The organism is Phyllobacterium sp. YR620, from assembly GCF_900104165.1.
Lineage (GTDB): Bacteria > Pseudomonadota > Alphaproteobacteria > Rhizobiales > Rhizobiaceae > Phyllobacterium > Phyllobacterium pellucidum.
Genome location: NZ_FNJP01000001.1, coordinates 1,085,392 through 1,105,926 on the forward strand (window position 1 = coordinate 1,085,392; position 20,535 = coordinate 1,105,926).

Consider the following 20,535-nt stretch of genomic DNA (forward strand, 5'->3'; position numbering starts at 1 on the left):
TAATCATTATCCGGGCCAAGCCAACTAACATTTCCGTTTTAACGATGCCCATCGCACAAGCAACAACGCGAATGCCAGAGAATTCGAACAAGACATTTGCCATGCCCAGAGTGTGCGAACGCCGCAAGGAGATGGCCAAGCCGTTGCGACACACGGCAGAACGACTATGCTGAGGGCGCGAATTGAAGGAAGGCGCTACCGCACTAGACGGACATCAATCAATTTCTCGAAGAGGCGATCGCCCTTGCACTCGACAATGTAAAAACGGGCGGTCGTCCTTTCGGGGCCGTGGTCGTCAAGGATGGCAAGGTCATCGCGCGCGGCGTCAACCGGATTCAGGCCGACAACGATCCAACAGCACATGCCGAACTTCTGGCCCTGGGGCTGCCGGGCTTGCATTGCAATCCCCCCGTTTGGACGGCTGTTCGGTCTATGCAAGCGGCCAACCCTGTCCCATGTGCCTCGCAGCCATGCGCATGGCCGGTATTGGCGATATCAAGTTCGCTTATTCCAATGAACAGGCAGAACCGTTCGGCTTCTCTACGGCCGTCATAGCAAAAGAGTTGGCGAAACCAATCGACCAGCAAACGGGGTTGTCATATGCGCATTCGCCCGTGGGCGATGGTAAGCTGTATCAAGTTTGGCAGGACAACCAAGCGCCCTGATCTCCGCGTCATCCTGCAATGGTTGCAAGCCTCGTCTTGAGAAGGCGGAATACCCGCAGAGCGACGGTAGCGGGAACCTGGGGCATCATTGAGCGTTTTTCGATGATACACCATCGGAGGACGAGGCCATGACCGCTCGCAGTATGCCAACGAAGGATGACATCGTAGCTCTCGAAAAATCCTATTGGGATGCGATGAAGGCGAAAGACGGCGACCGCACCGCGGAACTGTCGGCGGATCCGGCACTTGTAACCGGCGCCCAAGGTGTGATGCGCATCGGCAAAAAGAAAATGGGCCAGATGACCGAGGACGGCAACTGGAGCCTGGAATCCTATGAATTCGCAGATGTCGAGGTTTCGACGCCGTCGCCAGATGTCGCGCTTATCGCGTATACTGTCGAGCAGAATGTAACGATGAATGGCAAATCGCAAAAAATGCGGGCCGCAGATAGCTCGGTTTGGATTCGCGGATCAACTGGTTGGGAGTGTCACGCGCACAGCGAGACGTTTCTGAAGTAGCACGAACCTGTTCAGTTGAAAATTTTCATCTCCGGTCGTGAAAACGACCGGAGATGAATTTGCTTGCTACGAACATTGTCAAGCTGATTGTGCCGGACAATGCGCGCTGCGCTTATCAGCTGCAGCCGCTGGTTGCGCCGCATGTGTCGCACTTCAGGCAGGTGCCGTTGCGCACCATCGTGAAGTTCGAGCACTCCGAGCAGTTGTCGCCGGTATAGCCCTGCATCATTGACTTGATGCGCCGGTCCGACATGATTTTCTTTGCTTCGGCCTTCGCTTCCTCGGCGGCAGCTTCTGCATCCTCGTTCTCGAAGAGCGCGGAAGCGGCGCTGGCCTCGGCCTCGCCCTTGGCGCGTTCTTCATAATCGCGCTTGAAGGCCGAGGATTCCTCGCTGACTGCGGCGATGGCCGGTTTGGCAGCGACGGCGACGGCGGAGCGGGCGGCAAGGGTCGTGACATTTGATGACGCAGTTGCCTTCGGAGCGCTTACCGCACCCTGACCCCCTGCATTGCTAAAACCCTTTGGGTCGGCCTTGCCCGGCGAAACCACTTTCAGCGAAGCGCCGCGTGTCAGGCCCTTCGATACCGGTTCGGCCTTGCCTTCGGAAATACCACGCCCGAGCGAAGTATTCGAGAAATCAGACTGATCGACATGGGCGAGGTCGTGACGGTCGAGATAGGAAACGGCAAGCTCGCGGAAGACGTAATCGAGGATCGATGTTGCATTCTTGATCGCGTCATTGCCCTGAACCATGCCGGCCGGCTCGAACTTGGTGAAGGTGAATGCTTCCACATATTCCTCGAGCGGCACGCCATATTGCAGGCCGAGCGAGATGGCGATGGCGAAGTTGTTCATCATTGCACGGAAGGCGGCGCCTTCCTTGTGCATGTCGATGAAGATTTCGCCGAGACGGCCATCGTCGAATTCGCCGGTGCGCAGGTAGACCTTGTGGCCGCCGACGACTGCCTTCTGCGTGTAGCCCTTGCGCCGGTTGGGCAGCTTCTCGCGGTCATGGATATATTTCTCGACGATGCGCTCGACGATCTTTTCGGTAACCTGCACGGCGCGTGCCGCGGTTGGTGCCTCGATCAGCGCCTCGACTGCATCGTCCTCATCCTCGTCCTCATCGGCGATAAGCGAGGAATTGAGCGGCTGCGAAAGCTTGGAGCCGTCGCGATAGAGTGCGTTTGCCTTGAGCGCCAGCTTCCACGAGAGCATGTAAGCGGATTTGCAATCGTCGACCGTTGCTTCATTCGGCATGTTGATCGTCTTCGAGATCGCGCCGGAAATGAACGGCTGGGCGGCGGCCATCATGCGAATGTGGCTGTCGACCGAGAGGAAACGCTTGCCGACCTTGCCGCAGGGATTGGCGCAATCGAACACCGGATAGTGCTCTTCCTTCAGGAAGGGGGCGCCTTCGAGCGTCATTGCACCGCAGACATGGATATTGGCGGCTTCGATTTCCTTCTTCGAGAAGCCGAGAGCCGGCAGCATCTCAAAGGAAATATCGTTGAGCTGCTCGTCGGTGAAACCGAGCGCGTTCCTGGCAAAATCTTCACCCAGCGTCCACTTGTTGAAGGCGAACTTGATGTCGAAGGCCGACTTCAGCGCAGTGTTCAACGTGGCGATGATCTCGTCGGTAAATCCCTTCGCCCTCAGCGAGCCGGGATTGATGCCGGGAGCCTGGTTGAGATTGCCATGGCCAACGGCATAGGCCTCGATCTCGGCAATCTGGCTTTCCGTGTAGCCAAGCGTGCGCAGGGCTTCCGGTACGGCGCGGTTGATGATCTTGAAGTAGCCGCCACCGGCAAGCTTCTTGAATTTCACCAGGGCGAAATCGGGTTCGATACCGGTGGTGTCGCAATCCATGACAAGGCCGATCGTGCCCGTCGGTGCGATGACGGTTGCCTGGGCGTTGCGATAGCCATGCTTCTCGCCGAGCGCCAGTGCCTGGTCCCAGGCGGATTTCGCGTGGGCAATCAGGTCCTGGTCAGGGCAGTCGGTAGCGATCAGGGCGACCGGGTTTACCGAAAGCGCCTCGTAGCCTTGGGTTTCGCCATGGGCAGCGCGGCGATGGTTGCGAATGACGCGCAGCATGTTGGCGGCATTCGGCGCATAGCCCGGGAAAGTGCCGAGCTCCTTCGCCATTTCGGCTGAGGTCGCATAGGCAACGCCGGTCATGATCGCGGTGAGGGCACCGCCGATGGCGCGACCTTCAGCGCTGTCATAAGGAATGCCGGAGGTCATCAGCAAGCCGCCAATATTGGCATAGCCAAGGCCGAGCGTGCGGTATTCGTAGGAGAGCCGTGCGATTTCCTTCGAAGGGAATTGCGCCATCATCACCGAGATTTCGAGGACGATGGTCCACAGACGGGCCGTATGCTCGTAGCCGACGACGTCGAACTTTCCGTCCTTGCCGCGATAGGTGAGGAGGTTGATCGAGGCGAGATTGCAGGCCGTATCGTCAAGGAACATATATTCCGAGCACGGATTTGACGCGCGGATCGGCCCTGCCGCAGGGCAGGTATGCCAATCATTCATGGTCGTATTGAAATGCAGGCCCGGATCAGCCGAGGCCCATGCGGCGTAGCCGATCTTTTCCCAGAGGTCGCGGGCTTTCAGCGTCTTCATAACCTTGCCGTCCTTGCGGGCGGTCAGGTTCCAGTTGCCATCACCTTCGACTGCGCGCAGGAACTCATCCTTCAGCGAAACCGAATTGTTGGAGTTCTGGCCGGCAACGGTGAGATAGGCTTCCGAATCCCAATCCGTATCGTAGGTCTTGAAGTCGATGTCCGTGTAACCCTGCCGGGCAAACTGAATGACCCGCTGGATATAGTTTTCCGGAACCTGGTTCTTCTTCGCGGCCTTGATCTCGCGCTTCAACGCCGGATTCTTGGTCGGGTCGTAGCAATCGCCATTGTCGGCCTCGCAATTGACGCAAGCCTTCATGATCGCGGTCAGGTGCTGGCGAACGATCTTCGAGCCGGTCACAAGCGCGGCAACCTTCTGCTCTTCCTTGACCTTCCAGTCGATATATTCCTCGATATCCGGATGATCGACGTCGACGACGACCATCTTCGCGGCGCGTCGCGTGGTGCCACCCGACTTGATCGCGCCGGCAGCGCGGTCGCCGATTTTCAGGAACGACATCAGGCCGGATGAGCGGCCGCCGCCCGAAAGCTTTTCGCCTTCGCCGCGCAGATAGGAGAAGTTTGAGCCGGTGCCCGAGCCATATTTGAACAGGCGCGCCTCGCGCACCCACAAATCCATGATGCCGCCTTCATTGACGAGATCGTCGGCGACAGACTGGATAAAGCAGGCATGCGGTTGCGGATGCTCGTAGGCGGACTTTGATTTTGTCAGCTTGCCGGTTTCGGGATCGACATAATAATGACCCTGGCCGGGACCATCGATGCCATAGGCCCAATGCAGGCCGGTGTTGAACCATTGCGGGGAATTGGGCGCGACGCGCTGGGTCGCGAGCATGTAGGCAAGTTCGTCACGGAAGGCGAGGGCATCTTCCTCACTGTCGAAGTATTTGCCCTTCCAGCCCCAATAGGTCCAGGTGCCGGCAAGCCGGTCGAAGACCTGGCGTGCGTCCATTTCCGAACCATAGCGCGCATCAGCGGGCAATGCCGCGAGCGCCTCTTCGTCGGCGACCGAACGCCAGAGCCATGACGGAACGTTGTTCTCTTCGACCTTCTTCAGCTTGGCCGGCACGCCGGCTTTGCGGAAATATTTCTGCGCCAGAATATCGGCAGCCACCTGACTGAACTGGGCTGGAACGTCGATATTCTCAAGACGGAACACGACGGATCCATCAGGGTTTTTGATCTCACTCGTCGCTACACGAAATTCGATGTCCGCATAGGCTGACTGATTGTCTTTGGTAAAACGCCGTTCTATCCGCATCTCTCTCGTCCTTGTCTCTATATATAGTGTCCATCGGGCTCCCTGTGAAGAGATGCGCAGCTATGGACACATGTCCGCCCTATCCGGCTCCAGCGGTCTGGAGCCAGCCGAATTTCCTCGACCCGTCATCGGCGCGGTCGCCCGCATGATTTCCGGGCCTGGCGGCCCTTTTTTTGACGCCTGTCGTGTGATTCATCTTTTATGATGTGTTCACACTATCTGGTATTCACTCTACCCTGTAAACACTAAATATAGTGTTAAATTGCCGTTTACCCAAGAAATATCTGCCAGCAGATGCAAAGAAGTTGTCCGTCCGGGCACAGCTTCGCCGACGCCTTGGCACAACAGGCCAAGCTGCGGAAAAACCTGCATAAACTGGTAAGAAGACCGGTAACAGACACGCCGGCCACGCCACGAACGCAACGCCGTCGATCATAAAAAATGACTCGGGCGTGAGCGTCAAGGCATAGTTTTTTACATATTTGTGACCGCAATATCTTGTGTGTCACATATGTGGATAACGGGGAGAACCTTGCGAAAAAAACGCCTGTGGATAGTCGTCGCGAAAAACGACGACGATCGTCAAGTCAGCCGAAATCAGCGAGCTTGAAACTAGTGAAGATCCAGGATTGCAGGATCGAAGCTGGCGATAAGCTCGCGCAATTCCGGCTCGTCGACACATTCTGCTGCGGCGGCCACGCTCATCCATTCGATGCGGCGCTGGCCGCGCTCCGGCCAGTTCTTTTCCTGCCGGGAAAAATGCATTGGAAAAACGTCGACAATGAAGTCGCCATTCTCGCCGTCGCACATGTCGCTCTTTTTGTAGGTGTAAGTGCCGATGGAGAAGGGCGCGACATCGCCGCGTGCGCCCGCTTCCTCATAGGCTTCGGTGCGTGCGGATTGAGCGAAAGTCTTCCGGACCTGCGGCCAGCCTTTGGGCAACACCCAGCGGCCGGTACCCCGGCTCGTAACCAGCAAGATTTCGGTCTTGCTCTTCTTCGTACGATAGACAAGCGCCGCCACCTGGCGAATTTTGCCGTTTGGCAATTCAATTCGCTTGTCGGTCACGATCTCATCCAGGTAGGTTACGTTCAATGGTCCGCTCGTACTTTAGTCTTACTATTTTCTACTAATGTGGACCGATTCTCCGAATTCACAAGTGTTTCGGCCCAACTACAGGTTGCTTATACGCCACTTGTGACGATTTTTTGAACAGCAGTGCAAAAATCTCACGCTCCACCATTCTAATTGCAGTGCAAACCAATCACACGACCAAGTGATAACTGGAAAGGGATCGCTACACGCGATAATCTGTCGTTCAACGCGATCGGAGGTGCAATGGTTTCCCAACATTCGTCTTTCGATGACGATTTACCTCATTCGCACACTTCGACCGCGGACACCGGCCGTTCGAGCGTCATTGCCTCGTGTGTTTACGCCAATGGCAAGCGGATTGCCGATATTCCGATAGATGAGGCTGGCAACTGGTCCAAGAAAGACGGACATGTGGTGTGGATAGGGCTTCTCGAGCCTGACGGCGAACTCCTGCACCGGGTACAGAACCAGTTTGGCCTGCATAGCCTTGCGATAGAGGATGCCGAGCACGCGCACCAACGGCCGAAGCTCGAGCAATATGGGGATGCCATATTCGTGGTGGCGCGCACAGCACAACTCATCGACAACCGGGTGGCTTTCGGCGAGACCCATGTCTTTGTCGGCAAGGGCTATCTCGTCAGCGTCCGTCACGGACCTTCAACGTCCTATACGGCCGTCCGCCAACATTGGGAAACTTCGCCCTATGCCCTGGCCAAGGGCGAGGATTTCATCCTCTACGCCATTCTCGATTTCATCGTGGACAATTACATGCCGGTGCTCGAGTCGATCCATGACGAGGTCGAGTCGATCGAAGACCGCGTCCTGACCAAGCCCATGACCAGCAGCGATCTCGAGCGGCTCTACATGCTTCGGCGCGATCTTTTGCGCCTGCGCAACGCCATTGGTCCGCTGGTCGATGTATGCGGACGGCTCAGCAATACGGACCTGCCGCAGATACAGACTGCGATGCAGCCCCTGTTTCGCGATGTGACAGACCATGTGCGCACCGTGCAGGAAAAGATCGACGGTTTGCGCGAGGTTCTCGCCTTCGCCTTCGAGGCGAGCTTGCTTGTCGGCCAAAGCCAGGAGACGATTATTTCCAAGCGGCTTGCCGCCTGGGCGGCAATCCTCGCAGTGCCGACGGCAATTGCCGGGATCTACGGCATGAACTTCAAATACATGCCCGAACTCGACTCGCCCAACGGCTATTACTGGATCATGGCGCTGATGCTGTGCGTGTGCCTGATTCTCTTCTGGCGGTTCCGCAAGAGCGGCTGGCTCTAGCGATCAGCCACGGTGTCCCTTGGTTATCGGTTCCTGATATGTCAGGCCCATGTCCCAGGGAAAATAGATCCAGGTATCCTGCGAGACTTCCGTAACGAACGTATCGATGAGCGGGCGGCCCTTGGGCTTGGCATAAACCGTGGCGAAATGGGCCTTTGGCATCATCGAGCGTACGATCGCCGCCGTCTTGCCGGTATCGGTGAGGTCGTCGACAACGAGGATGCCTTCGCCCTCATTTTCGAGGAGGCGCGCATCGACATCCTTCAGCACCTTGAGATCGCCCTGCTCGTCATAATCATGGTAGGAGGCGATGCAGACTGTCTCGATCATCCTTATGCCGAGTTCGCGGCAGATGATCGCTGCTGGCACAAGCCCGCCGCGCGTGATCGCCACCATGGCGCGCCATTCGCGCTGCATCCCGGCAACGCGCCAGGCGAGGGCGCGCGCGTCGCGATGAAACTGGTCCCAGGAGACCGGAAAAGCTTTGTCGGGCAGGGACATGGCGCGCACTCCAATAAGGCTGGATCGATAAAATAGCGGAAATCCGCTCGGAATGCATTTCGCAATAGCGGCAAATGCCGGCCGATGGCAAGCGGCATGCGATGTTGGCCCATCGCGAGTCCTCGAAATATGTGTATTGCGGGCGCTAGCGCGACATCAGCGTCAGGCAGGGCATGTCCGCCATGATCGAACTGGTCACGCCACCGAACACCCATTCCTTAAGGCGCGACTGGCTATAGGCACCCATAACGAACAGCGATGCATTGGTCTCGGCAATGCGGCGACGCAACACCTTGTCGGTGGCCTCGCCATGGGAATCGACGATGTGGGGCGTGACGTTGACGCCGTGGCGCCGCAACGCATCGGAAAGCGGCGTGCCCGGGATTTCGAGGCTGGGATCGAGCGGCTTCTTGGGATCGATCCACAGGATATCGACGGAGTGCGCCTTGAGAAGCAGGGGAAGCGCATCGAACGCGGCGCGCGACGCCTCGCGCTTGCCATTGAAGGCGAGCACCACATGGTCGATCCGTTCCGGGATGCTGACCTTGTAGGGAACGAAGAGCACCGGCCGGCCGCTTTCCATCACAAGCGGATCGGTGACGTCGTTGACGCTGTCGGGATCGTTCGGGTCAGGCTGGCCGGCAATGATGATATCGGCGCGCAATGCACTCTGTGTGACCCCAGCGGAAGGACTGCTGCTCTCTGAACGAACGATGCGAAATTCATGGCTGATCTTGCCGCGCCCCATTTCGGCATTGAAAAGCTTGGTGATCGCCTCGGAATTTTCCTTGTGCCGCTGCTCATGCGCTTCGAACAGCGTCGTATCGGCAAAGCCGGTAGGATCGGCGTAAACGATCGGCGAAGGGATCGTATAGAGACCAATAATGTGGGTTCGCTCGCTCGACGAAGCAATCAGTCTTGCGGCATCGATCACTCTCTTTGCTTCACGTTCGCTGCGAATGAATGCGATGATCGTGCGAAATGCCATAGTGGTCTCCATCATATCTTGCGCCGCTCGGCGCATCTGACAGTATTATACCCCTTAAACACAAGAATTTCTTTGCGTTTTCCGTAAGCTGGCGTCAATTCGATGTGTATCAGCGTCCAAGCTGCGACGCCGACAAGCCCTCGACCATATTCCTGACCGCGGTTTCCGCAGCGATGAGTTTTTCCTTGTCGCGAGCCCGGATGACGAGTTCGGTCGAGAACCTGTCATTTTCATATTTCGGATAGGACCCGATGATCGTATCGGGGTGTGCGGCCTGGATATCGCGCAGGGCAGTGGCAATTGTTCCTTCGCCAAACGGGCAATTCACCGAGCGCGACAGCAACTGCTGGCCGACGCGCAAAGTCGGCAAGACGTTGTCGAGCATGGCCTGGAAAACCGATGGAACGCCGGCCATCACATAGACATTGCCGATATGAAAGCCTGGAGCCGTTGAAACCGGATTGGCGATATGCTCCGATCCGCGCGGCATGCGGGCCATGCGCTGGCGGCTTTCGGTAAACTCGATGCCGCGCGCCGCATAATTGTCGCCCATGATCTTCATGGCCCTGGCATCATGTTCGCACGGCACATCGAATGCCTTGGCGATAGCATCGGCGGTAATGTCGTCATGCGTTGGACCAATGCCGCCGGAGGTGAAGACGTAGTCATAGCGGGCGCGCAGCGCATTCAGCGCCTCGACGATGCGGTCTTGCTCGTCGGGAACGATGCGCACCTCCTCAAGGTCAATGCCGACCGCTGTCAGGATATCGGCGAGATGGCCGATATTCTTGTCCTTTGTCCGGCCGGAGAGCAATTCATCCCCGATGGCAAGCATGGCAGCGGTCACGACTTCGTTCGACATCAGATTCTCCTATCGGACGGCGACGGTAATTGCAGGAGGGGCCTGCGGCAAGCCATTTCCGATGGGCGTCGTTGCTCTTCCCGTGGAAGGCCGGCGACGTCAAATCAACGATTGACTGAATCGCCTGAACCGTCGAAAAGCAAAGCGCGCGGACGTGGCGAAACTGGTAGACGCAAGGGACTTAAAATCCCTCGGCCATAGGTCATGCGGGTTCGATCCCCGCCGTCCGCACCATGCACGCTTGCGTGAGGCGAGGCATGGCGGGTGGATTTGGAATCCAACATCGCATAAAAGCGGCACTTCCAACGCCAAGAGAAGATGATGCCGGCCATTTCAGCACAGACCCCAACCACCAGGATCAAGTCATTCGCCGCGAGCAATCCAGCGATGCTGTTCGTGCTTTGCTATTTCGCCTTCCAGATATTTTTCCTGACGATGATCTCGAATGGCGCAGGGGTCGATGACGCCGAGCAGCTCGCCTATGTCGGGGCCTTGCAATGGGGCTATGGCGGCTCGCAAGCCCCGCTTTATACGTGGATCAACAGCATCGCCGGTGATGTTCTGGGCATCAGTCTCTTTACGATCTATCTCGTAAAATTCAGCATGCTCGCGAGCCTCTTTGCCAGCGTTTATTTTGGCGCAAGGCTCCTCGGGCTGTCGCGCATGGTCGCCGCCGCAGGCATGCTGGGCATGTTCATGCTGCCGCAAATCTCGTGGGAATCGCAGCGCACGCTCACCCACTCCGTCGGCGGAACGACCGGTTGCGCCTGGGCTTTCCTCGCATTTGCCTGGCATATGAAGTCGCGGTCATGGCATTCGGCGGCACTGCTCGGGCTCGGCATCGCCGCCGGCCTTCTAGGCAAATTCAATGCAAGTTTCTTTCTTATCGCTTTGATTTTGGCTGGTCTTTCCATCCCGCCCTATCGTGCCGTGCTGCTTTCGCGTCCAACGCTTGCTGCGGTCCTCGCCTTCGTGGTTGCCGTCACGCCGACGGGCCTTTGGGCGCTCGCCCATACCGAAAACCTGCTCGCGCGGACGCACAAGTTCGAAATGAACGCGGGCGGTCATTTTCTCCTCAGCCGTCTTCACGGTGAATGGAAGGTGCTCCTCAACAGCGTGCTTTTCTCAGGCGTGGCGCTGGCGTTCTTCGGCATTGCCTGGTGGCGCAGCCGCCGTGACCGGGTAACGGCGCGCTCCAGCGCGACCGATGGGGAAAAGTTCGTTGCGCGGCTCATCTGGTTCGCGCTCGCATGCGTTGCGGTCGGCGTCTTGATCAGCGGCGCTGCCGAGGTCAAGGATCGCTGGCTGCAGCCGGTTCTGTTCCTGTCGCCCTTGTATCTTGCCGTGCTGCTCGACCGGTTTATCAGATCCGATCTTCCCCTGAAGCGCTTTGCAGTGGTCGGGGCGATCTGCGGCCTCATCGTCATTCCGGGCCTCGCCATCAACATGCTCTACGCCCGCGACGGTGAAGATCCCTATATCGGCGAACTCGACTATGCGAAGCTTTTTGCCACGACGCGCGCCGAGGGCAGCTACCAGTCGGTCGTTTCCGACGGCCCGCAATTTCCCGGCAATTTGCGGCTTTATGATACGTCACTAACGCCTGTGCACATGGAAATGCCGAACGCCTCGGCGCGCATCAAGTTTCCGGCGCTCTTCGTCTGGTTCGGCGAGGGTCTCAATCCTGGCGTCATGGCCTTGATGAGCGCTGCCGGCGTGCCCACACCGCCCACGGATGTGCGGCACATTTCGCTCAACTTCAGGAATTATCCGGATCGGAACGAGGCCGTCAGCTACGTCCTCGTTCCAGGTCCGGCAAAGCCTTAGGCACCTCAATCCTCGACGAAGACCTCGTCGCGCTTCTTGCGGATGCTCGGCAGCAGCACGACGACGAGGACGGCAGCCGCAAGGAGCAGCAGACCGAGGCTCAGCGGCCGCGTCACGAATGTCGTCGGGTCGCCGCGCGACATGATCATGGCGCGTCGAAGGTGTTCTTCCAGCAGCGGTCCGAGCACGAAGCCGAGGAGAAGCGGCGCCGGTTCGCAGCGCAGTTTCGAAAGCCCGTAACCGAGAAGCCCGAAAAAGGCGACGGCGTAGAGATCGAATACATTGGAATTGACGCTGTAGACGCCGATCGAGCAGAACGCGATGATCGCAGGGAAGAGCATGTAATAGGGGATGGTCAGCAGCTTCACCCAAAGACCGATCAGCGGCAGATTGAGCAGGATCAGCATGAGATTGCCGATCCACATGGACGCGATGATGCCCCAGAACAACGCCGGCTGTTCCGTGGCGACATTCGGGCCGGGAACGATTCCTTGAATGATCATCGCGCCGATCATCAGCGCCATGACCGGATTGGCAGGAATACCTAGGGTCAGCATCGGAATGAACGACGTTTGCGCGCCGGCATTATTGGCGGATTCCGGTCCAGCAACGCCGGCAATCGCGCCCTTGCCGAACTCTTCCGGCGTCTTCGAGATACGCTTTTCCACCGTATAGGAGGCGAATGAAGCGAGAATTGCGCCGCCCCCGGGCAAGATGCCAAGTGCCGAACCGATGGCCGTGCCGCGCAGGATCGGCGCAGTCATCGCCTTCCAGTCCTCGCGCGTCGGCCAGAGATTGGTCACTTTCTTGATCATGACGTCGCGCTCATGCTCGTTTTCGAGATTGCGCAGAATCTCGGCGATACCGAAGACGCCGACGGCGAGGGCGACGAAATTGAGGCCATCGGAGAGTTCAAGGATCCCGAGGTTGAACCTCGGCGTACCCGTATAAATATCGGTGCCGACAAGCCCAAGCAGAAGCCCGAGAACGACCATTCCAAGCGCCTTGATGACCGAGCCATGGGCAAGCGCGATGGACGAGACGAGGCCGACGATCATCAGCGAGAAGTATTCGGCTGAACCGAATTGCAGCGCCACGGCGGTGAGCGGCGGCGCAAAGACGGCGACAAGGATCGTCGAAACGGTACCGGCGAAGAACGAGCCAATGGCAGCTATAGCGAGCGCTGCGCCGGCGCGGCCCTTGCGCGCCATCTGGTAGCCGTCGATGGCGGTGACGGCCGAGGACGATTCCCCGGGCATGTTGATCAGGATCGCCGTCGTGGAGCCGCCATACTGCGCGCCGTAGTAAATGCCGGCGAGCATGATCAGCGAGGAGACCGGCTCGAGCTGGAATGTGAGCGGCAGAAGCATGGCGATCGTCGCGGTCGCGCCGATGCCCGGCAATACGCCGATCAGCGTGCCGAGAATAACGCCGATCAGGCAGAACAACAGGTTCCACGGGTGTCCCGCGGTAACGAAGCCAAGCGTGAGATTGTCGATCAGTTCCATCTTGGCCTCACTGTCCGAGCCAGGGGCCGAACCGCCGGAAGGGCAAGCCAAGCGCGTAGCTGAAAACAATTACCGAAAAAAGTGTCAGCCCGCTGACGAGGAGAAGGGCGGTTCCAGGCCGCATCTTCGAGCTGGCGAAGGCGGCGAGCAAACCGGACAGGAACAGGGAAGGCACAAAGCCAAGACCGCGCACCGTGAGGCCGAAAAGGATGGGAGCGGGCAGGATGAAAAGCATGCCGCGCCACGCGATCGGACCCATCGGCTCATGCTCGACCTGCGTGCCCTGGATGATCACGATAATCCCGAAAATGACGAGCAGGCCGGCGAGGACCAGAGGGAAATAGCCCGGACCCATCTTGAAGGCCGTTCCGATATCGAGGCCATAGGCCTGAATTGCGAAGAAGAGACCGACTGCGATGAAAAACAGGCCGCATATCAGGTCCCGCATACTGAAACTTAAGGATTTCATATGTCCCCCGTACCAATAAATCCTTTGTAATGGGCCGGCTCAGACGATGAGGGCCTGAACCGGCGAATAGTTCTAGTCGGCGTACTGGCCCGCGGCCTCGATGATCGGCTTCCAGCGGGAAACTTCGCTTTCAAGCTTCGACTTGAGCCCGTCAGGCGTCGCCTCGGCGTCGGTTACCGGTACGGTGCCGAGTTCGGCAAAGCGAGCGACGACGTTCGGGTCTTTCAGCGCCTTCTGCAGCGATGCTGAGAGCCTCGCGGTGACATCCGCCGGCGTTCCCTTTGGAGCGTAGATGCCGTGCCAGATGCCGACCTGCAAGCCCGGCAGGCCAGCTTCCGCAACCGTCGGCAGATCGGGGAGGGCATCAAGGCGCTTGGCCGAGGTCACGGCATAGGCCTTGACCGTCGCGCCCTTGATCTGCTTGGTCGTGTTCGTGGTCTGGTCGCACATCAAATCGACCTGGCCGCCGAGAAGGTCGGTCATGGCAGGCCCGGTTCCCTTGTAAGGCACCGTCACCAGCGACGTCTTGATCTCGCTCATCAAAAGCATGCCGCACAGATGCGAAGCTGCACCGATGCCCGCATTGGCGAGGGTAATCTTGTCAGCGTTGGCCTTCACATATTCGACGAGGCCCTTCATGTCCGCTGGCTCGAAATCCTTCTTGGCGACAATGGTCATCGGCACGTCGGTGACGAGGCCGACATATTCGAAGGCGTTCAGCGTGTCATAGGGAAGCTTGCGGTACAGCGTGGCGCTCGTTGCCATGCCGATATGGTGCAGGAGGAGGGTGTAGCCGTCCGGATCAGCCTTGGCGACCTGCGAGGCACCCAGCGTGCCGCCGGCGCCGCCTACGTTCTCAACAACGATCTGCTGGCCGAGATCCTTCGACAACGATTCGGCTACGAGGCGTGTAACGGTATCGGTGGGTCCGCCTGCCGCAAAGGGCACGACCATGGTTATGCTGCGCTCGGGATAGCCAGCGGCATTGGCGCCACCGGCGATAAGGGCGAAGGCAGCCGTGGCAGCCAGCGTAGAGATGAGTTTGTGCATCTTTGTTCCTCCCAGACGATTCTTGAAATTACTCGAAACGAACCATGGCGCCGAAGCTTGCCAATATCTTTCTCCTCCCGATATTGGCAGCGTCGCTTTCGGCGCGTAGCATCCAGTCTATCGGACGAAACCACGGCCGGTATGTCAAGCAATTCATGGGGTTCGTGAATATTTTTGACAGAGCGACTGTGAACAAACCCCCTATGCCTTGAGCTTTAGTATAGGTTTGTTCGCACCACCAAGCATCAGAGGCAGTTTAATGGTCAAGCAAGCAAATCATGGCGGAAAGCCAAAGTCCTGGACGGAATCAGCATCCTTGCTGGTCGATGTCGCGATGGGCCGCAAACATGCCGATCTTGTGGTGCGTAATGGTCGCCTCGTCAGCGTTTATTCCGGTGAAATCATTGCAGGCATGGATATAGCCGTCGCCGCCGGCCGCTTCGCGTTTGTCGGGCACGGTGTCGAGCACTGTATCGGACCGAAGACCAAGGTGGTGGATGCGGGCGGGCGCTACCTCGTCCCCGGTCTTTGTGATGCGCACATGCACGTCGAAAGCGGCATGGTGACGGTGACCGAATTCACCCGCGCCGTCATACCGCATGGCACGACCTCGATGTTCATCGATCCGCACGAGATTGCCAATGTGCTCGGGCTCGAAGGCGTGCGCCTCATGCATGACGAAGCGCTCGCGATGCCGATCAACGTCCACGTGCAGATGCCGAGCTGCGTTCCGTCAGCCCCTGGCCTCGAAAATGCAGGCGCTGCCATCAGTCCGCACGATATCGAAGAAGCCATGACCTGGCCGAATATCATCGGTCTCGGCGAGGTGATGAATTTTCCGGGCGTCGCCAGCAACAATGCCACCATGCGCGGCGGCATTGATGCGACCATGAACGCCGGCAAGACAGTGGGCGGCCATTTCGCCTCGCCCGAGCTTGGACGGGCTTTCCACGGCTATGTCGCGGGTGGCCCGGAGGACGATCATGAAGGAACGCGCATGGACGATGCAATTGCGCGCGTCCGCCAGGGCATGCGCGCCATGCTGCGGCTTGGCTCTGCCTGGTATGACGTTGCCAGCCAGATCAAGGCAGTGACCGAGCAGGGGCTCGATCCGCGCAATTTCATTCTTTGCACCGATGACAGCCATTCGGGAACGCTGGTGCATGAAGGTCATATGGACCGCGTCGTTCGCCATGCGATCGCGCAGGGCCTGAAGCCGCTGATCGCTATCCAGATGGCAACGTTGAACACCGCCCAGCATTTCCGCCTTGAACGCGAGATTGGCTCAATCACCCCGGGACGCCTTGCGGATTTCCTCATCGTCTCGGATCTTGCCAATCTGACGATCGACCGCGTCTATGCGCGCGGCAGGCATGTGGCTGAAAAGGGCAAGCTCCTCGCCGAAATCCCGCCCTACAATTATCCAGCGTTCGCCAAGAACACGATCAAGCTGGGCAAGAAGCTTACGGCGAAAGACTTTGACATCAAGGCGCCGAAGCCCGCAAAGCATGTCACGGCCCGGGTGATCGGAGTGATCGAGAACCAGGCGCCGACACGTGCGCTTGAAGCCGATCTTACCGTCTCCGATGATATCGTGCAGATGGACCGGCGCAACGATATCTGCCAGATCGCGCTGGTCGAGCGCCATCGCGGTACCGGCGCAGTGGTCAACGGTTTCGTTTCAGGCTTCGGCTATACGCTCGATTGCGCCATGGCATCCACGGTCGCACATGACAGCCACCATATGATCGTTGTCGGCACGAACAAGGAAGACATGGCCAAGGCAGCCAATCGGCTCGGCCAGGTCGGCGGCGGTGTGGTGCTGTTCTCGAAGGGGCGCGAGCTGGCGCTGGTCGAGATGCCGATTGCCGGCCTGATGTCTGATCAGCGGGCCGAGGTCGTTGCCGAGCAGGCGGACAAACTGGTCAAGGCTATGCGCGCCATGGGCTGCAGCCTCAACAACGCCTATATGCAGCATTCCTTGCTCGCTCTCGTCGTGATACCGGAATTGCGCATTTCCGATGTCGGCATTATCGACGTCAGGACATTCGAGAAGGTTGACCTGTTCCTATGACTGCATTCATCAAGGCCGTGGAGCGCGCGGCGGAAAAAATGCGCGCCCTTTTTCCAGAAACGCCGCTGCAACTTAATCACTATTTGTCCCATAAGTATGGTGCGCAGATCTGGCTTAAACGCGAGGACCTGTCGCCGGTTCGCTCCTATAAGATCAGAGGCGCGTTCAATTTTATCGCGCATTACCTGAATGAGCACAAAGGCGAAGACACCAGCTTTGTCTGCGCCTCGGCGGGCAATCATGCGCAGGGTTTCGCTTTCATCTGCCGGAATTTCGGCAAGAAGGGCGTCGTGTTCATGCCGGTGACGACACCGCAGCAGAAGATCGACAAGACGCGTACCTTCGGCGGCGAGTTTATCGAGATCCGTCTTGTCGGCGATATATTCGACCAATGCTATGTCGCCGCGCAGGATTATGCCGCCGAGACCGGTGCGGTCATGGTGCCTCCATTCGACCACAACGACATCATCACCGGACAGGCGACGGTCGCGTTCGAGATCGCCCATCAGCTACCGGACAAGCGCAAGCCTGATTTGATGATCCTCCCCGTCGGCGGGGGCGGCTTATCTGGCGGCGTTACCCGCTACCTCGGCGAACTCGGCTGGGAAACACGCTTTCGCTTCGTTGAGCCGGCTGGCGCGCCGAGCCTCAAGCGAAGTCTCGAGGCGGGCAAGCGCGTCAAGCTCGACACCGTCGACAATTTTGTCGACGGCGCTGCAGTGGCCGAGATCGGGCGCGAAAATTTCAAGATTCTCAAAGGCTTCACAGCGGATGCTGTGACTTTGATTCCGGAGAACCGCCTGAGTTCGACGATCCTTGAAATGCTCAATATCGAAGGCATCGTACTGGAGCCGGCCGGTGCGCTCGCCATCGACTCGCTCAAGGACTTCAAGAAGAGCGAACTTAAGGGGAAGCGGATCATCCTCGTCGTTTCCGGCAGCAATTTCGACTTCGAGCGGCTTCCGGAACTGAAGGAGCGGTCACTGCGCTATGAGGGTCTGAAGAAATATTTCATTTTCCGCTTTCCGCAGCGCCCCGGCGCATTGCGCTCCTTTCTCGATCTTCTCGGGCCCGAGGATGACGTCGCGCGCTTCGAATATCTGAAGAAATCGGCGCGAAACTTCGGCTCGGTACTGATTGGCATCGAGACCAAGAACAAGGTCAATTTCGACATTCTGTTCAAACGCTTCGATGAGGCGGGCTGGGCCTATCAGGATATTACCGACAATGAGGCGATTGCCGGACTGATCATCTGATGACGACCTATATCGTCCTGTTCCGTGGCGTGGGCGGAGCAACCCTCTTGCCCGTCAAGCCGCTGAAGGACGCCTTGATCGAGGGCGGCTTCGACAAGGTCGCCACCTACATCAATACCGGCAATGTCGTTTTGGTGTCGGAGCTTCAGCGGCAAACCATCTTGCAAAGAGTGGCGTCTATCGCACTGGAAAACTTTGCGTTTTCCAAGGCAATCATGATCCTCGACCGGCAGGAATGGTCGAGCCTCATTGCCGGCAATCCGTTCCCGCAGCACGCGGCCGAGGGCAACAAACTCCACGCGTTCATTCTGGAGAAGGAGCCTGAAAAGGAGGCGGTCCAGGCCCTTGAGCGGAAGGCGGCGGGGTTGCCGGAACAATTCAAAATTCTGGGCAAGGTCCTTTACTACTATCCGCCGCAGGGGGCATCGCAGTCGAAACTGCATGGCAAAATTGAATCGACACTGAAGGTTGCCGCGACGGCGCGCAATTGGAACACAGTGCTGAAATTGGGGGATCTGGCCGAGCGGCTGGAGGGGGAAACGCAATGACGGTCTATATCGCGCTGTTTCGCGGGCTCAATGTCGGGGGCAACAAGCTTGTCAAAATGGAGACGTTGCGCAGCGCGCTGGAGGAGGCGGGTCTGGCGGACGTGAAGACGTATATTCAGAGCGGCAATGTCGTCTTCAAATCGAACCAGACGGCAGCGCGTATCGAAAAGATGATTGCGGATCTCTTTCCAAAGACGTTTGGCTTTGAGTCTCGCGTCTCGCTTCGCAGCATCGACGAATGGAATTGCATGGTCGCGAAGAATCCCTATCCGCAGGCCAAGGAAAACCCGAAATCGCTGCATGCAGTAATCCTTGATAGCGAACCGACAGACGCTGCCCTTACAGAGCTTGAGACGAGGGCACGCGGTTCCGAAAGCTTCACTGTCAGTAATCGCGTGCTCTATCTCTATACGCCCGACGGTTTCGGCACCTCGAAGCTGGCCGAAGCGCTCGACAAGGTTTTGAAAGTGCCGCTGACGGCGCGCAACTGGCGCACGGTTCTGACGCTTCAGGAGATGGCAGGCGCCATCTGAGCCCGAGCGAGCGAATCCTCCAGCGTCCGGAAAATGCGCGGGTCGGAACATTGCGCAACATTGAAGCGCATGTAGGCATTTGCTCCGGGCGAGGGACTGAACACCTGCCCGGGTGCGAAGATCACGCCTTCGGTTAGCCCGTACTGCGCGACTGCCGCCGCATCGGCACCTTGCGGCAGCTTGCACCACACGAACATGCCGCCGCGCGGTTCGATCCACGGCGTAACGCCCATGGACTTCAACCGGGACAGGGTTTCGCCCATGCTGCGCGCCAGGCGCGTGCGCAAACCATCGATGTGCTTGCGATAGCCGCCATCCTTGAGCATCAGGTAGACCAGTTCCGCAGAAATGCGGCCAGCGCCGAAGGAGGTCGCGACCCGCATATCCACCAGCGCCTCGATCCAATCGCGGCGCGCCGCGACGAAGCCGCACCGCGCCGATGCCGATAGGGACTTCGAGAAGCTACCGATGTGGACCACCCGTTCGAGACCGTCGAATGCGGCAAGACGGGGAGCGGACTCCTGCTCGAAGTCAGCGAAGATATCATCCTCGACGATGGTTAGGCCATATTGCTCGGCAAGCTTCAGCAGGCGGTGGGCGACGACTGGCGAGAGGGTCGCTCCGGTGGGATTGTGCAATGCCGCGTTGGTGATGTAGAGGCGCGGCCTGTTCGCCTCGAGCGCAGCCGCAAAACGTTCAAGATCGGGACCCGACGGCGTAAAGGGCACGCCAATGATCCTGGCACGGTGCGCTTTGAGCAGGGCGTGAAAGTTGAAGTAGCAGGGATCGTCCACAATAACCGCATCGCCGGGATCGATCAGAAACCGGCAGATCAAATCGATCGCCTGCGTACCTGACTCTGTCAGCATGATCTGGTCCGGCGCTGCCTCGATGCCATGGTCGGCCATGCGGCGCGAAAGCAGTTGACGCAAGGGATGCAGCCCGAGAGGTGAGGCGTAATCGGTAAGGGCAGACGTCTCACCCCGCGCCAGTGTCCGCAAGGCCCGGCGAATGCCGTCCTCGGGCATCCATTCGGCGGGAAGCCAGCCGCAGCCGGGCTTTGCCACGTCCTCGCCAGCCTCAAGCGACAGGCGCGACACCCATAGCGGGTCGATGGCACGGTCGAGGCGCGGACCAATTTCTGTCAGGCTGAGCGGCGGCAGATGGCCGGCCACGTAGAAGCCCGAGCCTCTCCGCGACTGGATGGCACCTTCCGCGGTGAGCCGGTCATAGGCCTCGACAACTGTCGATTTTGATACGCCCATTGTGACTGCAAGGCTGCGAATCGATGGCAGCTTGGCTCCCGGTGCGAGCGTGCGCCGCATTACCCGCTGACGGATCTCGTCCATCACCTGTTCGACCAGCGTGCCCCGCAGGCGTGCAATATGCGTGCTTAAGTCCATCTGTACTGCACTTGTATCCATTACAGTTTGACAAAATTGTA

At 58.5% G+C, this 20,535-nt stretch carries 16 protein-coding genes, 1 tRNA gene and 1 pseudogene; 9 read left to right on the plus strand and 9 right to left on the minus strand.

Translation table 11 applies throughout. The annotated features are described in order from the left end of the window. The first annotated feature begins 213 nt into the window (after positions 1-213). Both BLR72_RS05085 and BLR72_RS05090 read left to right on the plus strand, forming a co-directional pair. Positions 214-665 (plus strand): annotated as a pseudogene (locus BLR72_RS05085) (nucleoside deaminase). 128 nt (positions 666-793) lie between these two features. Next, positions 794-1,183, plus strand: a complete 390-nt coding sequence (locus tag BLR72_RS05090; RefSeq protein WP_091945740.1) for a nuclear transport factor 2 family protein — start codon at positions 794-796, stop codon at positions 1,181-1,183. A gap of 115 nt (positions 1,184-1,298) precedes the next feature. On the opposite strand, the gene BLR72_RS05095 is transcribed toward BLR72_RS05090, so the two are convergent. Both BLR72_RS05095 and BLR72_RS05100 read right to left on the minus strand, forming a co-directional pair. Continuing rightward, the gene (locus BLR72_RS05095; protein ID WP_091945743.1) at positions 1,299-5,096 is read right to left on the minus strand and encodes a vitamin B12-dependent ribonucleotide reductase; all 3,798 of its coding nucleotides are present in this window, start codon (positions 5,094-5,096) and stop codon (positions 1,299-1,301) included. A gap of 612 nt (positions 5,097-5,708) precedes the next feature. Then, positions 5,709-6,191, minus strand: coding sequence for an NUDIX hydrolase (locus tag BLR72_RS05100; protein WP_027231558.1), 483 nt, complete (start codon positions 6,189-6,191; stop codon positions 5,709-5,711). A 243-nt stretch (positions 6,192-6,434) separates the two neighbouring features. Between BLR72_RS05100 and corA the strand changes: the two genes are divergently transcribed. Then, on the plus strand, positions 6,435-7,475 hold the full coding sequence (gene corA, locus BLR72_RS05105; protein ID WP_091945747.1) for a magnesium/cobalt transporter CorA: 1,041 nt from the start codon (positions 6,435-6,437) through the stop codon (positions 7,473-7,475). A gap of 3 nt (positions 7,476-7,478) precedes the next feature. On the opposite strand, the gene gpt is transcribed toward corA, so the two are convergent. From gpt to BLR72_RS05120, 3 genes are all read right to left on the minus strand, one after another. Beyond that, on the minus strand, positions 7,479-7,976 hold the full coding sequence (gpt, locus tag BLR72_RS05110) for a xanthine phosphoribosyltransferase (protein ID WP_027231556.1): 498 nt from the start codon (positions 7,974-7,976) through the stop codon (positions 7,479-7,481). Positions 7,977-8,121: 145 nt separating this feature from the next. Continuing rightward, on the minus strand, positions 8,122-8,964 hold the full coding sequence (locus BLR72_RS05115; protein WP_027231555.1) for a universal stress protein: 843 nt from the start codon (positions 8,962-8,964) through the stop codon (positions 8,122-8,124). Between the two features lie 109 nt (positions 8,965-9,073). Next, positions 9,074-9,826: a competence/damage-inducible protein A gene (locus tag BLR72_RS05120; RefSeq protein WP_091945753.1), complete on the minus strand. Its 753-nt coding sequence runs from the start codon at positions 9,824-9,826 to the stop codon at positions 9,074-9,076. 148 nt (positions 9,827-9,974) lie between these two features. Between BLR72_RS05120 and BLR72_RS05125 the strand changes: the two genes are divergently transcribed. Then, positions 9,975-10,060 (plus strand) — tRNA-Leu (locus BLR72_RS05125). An 87-nt stretch (positions 10,061-10,147) separates the two neighbouring features. Then, the gene (locus BLR72_RS05130; protein WP_091946613.1) at positions 10,148-11,653 is read left to right on the plus strand and encodes an ArnT family glycosyltransferase; all 1,506 of its coding nucleotides are present in this window, start codon (positions 10,148-10,150) and stop codon (positions 11,651-11,653) included. A gap of 5 nt (positions 11,654-11,658) precedes the next feature. Here BLR72_RS05130 and BLR72_RS05135 read toward each other — a convergent pair whose 3' ends face one another. From BLR72_RS05135 to BLR72_RS05145, 3 genes are all read right to left on the minus strand, one after another. Next, positions 11,659-13,161: a tripartite tricarboxylate transporter permease gene (locus tag BLR72_RS05135; RefSeq protein WP_027231553.1), complete on the minus strand. Its 1,503-nt coding sequence runs from the start codon at positions 13,159-13,161 to the stop codon at positions 11,659-11,661. A gap of 7 nt (positions 13,162-13,168) precedes the next feature. Next, positions 13,169-13,630: a tripartite tricarboxylate transporter TctB family protein gene (locus BLR72_RS05140; protein ID WP_027231552.1), complete on the minus strand. Its 462-nt coding sequence runs from the start codon at positions 13,628-13,630 to the stop codon at positions 13,169-13,171. A 72-nt stretch (positions 13,631-13,702) separates the two neighbouring features. Then, entirely contained in the window at positions 13,703-14,680 is a 978-nt protein-coding gene (locus BLR72_RS05145; RefSeq protein WP_091945756.1) for a tripartite tricarboxylate transporter substrate binding protein BugD, read from the minus strand. A 259-nt stretch (positions 14,681-14,939) separates the two neighbouring features. Between BLR72_RS05145 and ade the strand changes: the two genes are divergently transcribed. Genes ade through BLR72_RS05165 form a run of 4 tightly spaced genes read left to right on the plus strand, consistent with a single transcriptional unit; the run spans position 14,940 to position 19,091 of the window. Then, on the plus strand, positions 14,940-16,754 hold the full coding sequence (gene ade, locus BLR72_RS05150; RefSeq protein ID WP_091945760.1) for an adenine deaminase: 1,815 nt from the start codon (positions 14,940-14,942) through the stop codon (positions 16,752-16,754). Beyond that, complete coding sequence (gene ilvA, locus BLR72_RS05155; protein ID WP_091945765.1) at positions 16,751-18,010, plus strand: threonine ammonia-lyase IlvA; 1,260 nt, start codon at positions 16,751-16,753, stop codon at positions 18,008-18,010. Before ade ends, ilvA begins: the two co-directional genes overlap by 4 nt. Further along, positions 18,010-18,558 carry a DUF1697 domain-containing protein gene (locus tag BLR72_RS05160; protein WP_091945768.1) on the plus strand — a complete coding sequence of 183 codons (549 nt, stop codon included), beginning with the start codon at positions 18,010-18,012 and terminating at the stop codon, positions 18,556-18,558. Before ilvA ends, BLR72_RS05160 begins: the two co-directional genes overlap by 1 nt. After that, positions 18,555-19,091: a DUF1697 domain-containing protein gene (locus BLR72_RS05165; RefSeq protein WP_091945772.1), complete on the plus strand. Its 537-nt coding sequence runs from the start codon at positions 18,555-18,557 to the stop codon at positions 19,089-19,091. Before BLR72_RS05160 ends, BLR72_RS05165 begins: the two co-directional genes overlap by 4 nt. On the opposite strand, the gene BLR72_RS05170 is transcribed toward BLR72_RS05165, so the two are convergent. Beyond that, entirely contained in the window at positions 19,067-20,494 is a 1,428-nt protein-coding gene (locus BLR72_RS05170; protein WP_091945776.1) for an aminotransferase-like domain-containing protein, read from the minus strand. The genes BLR72_RS05165 and BLR72_RS05170 overlap by 25 nt on opposite strands. Between the last annotated feature and the right edge of the window lie 41 nt (positions 20,495-20,535).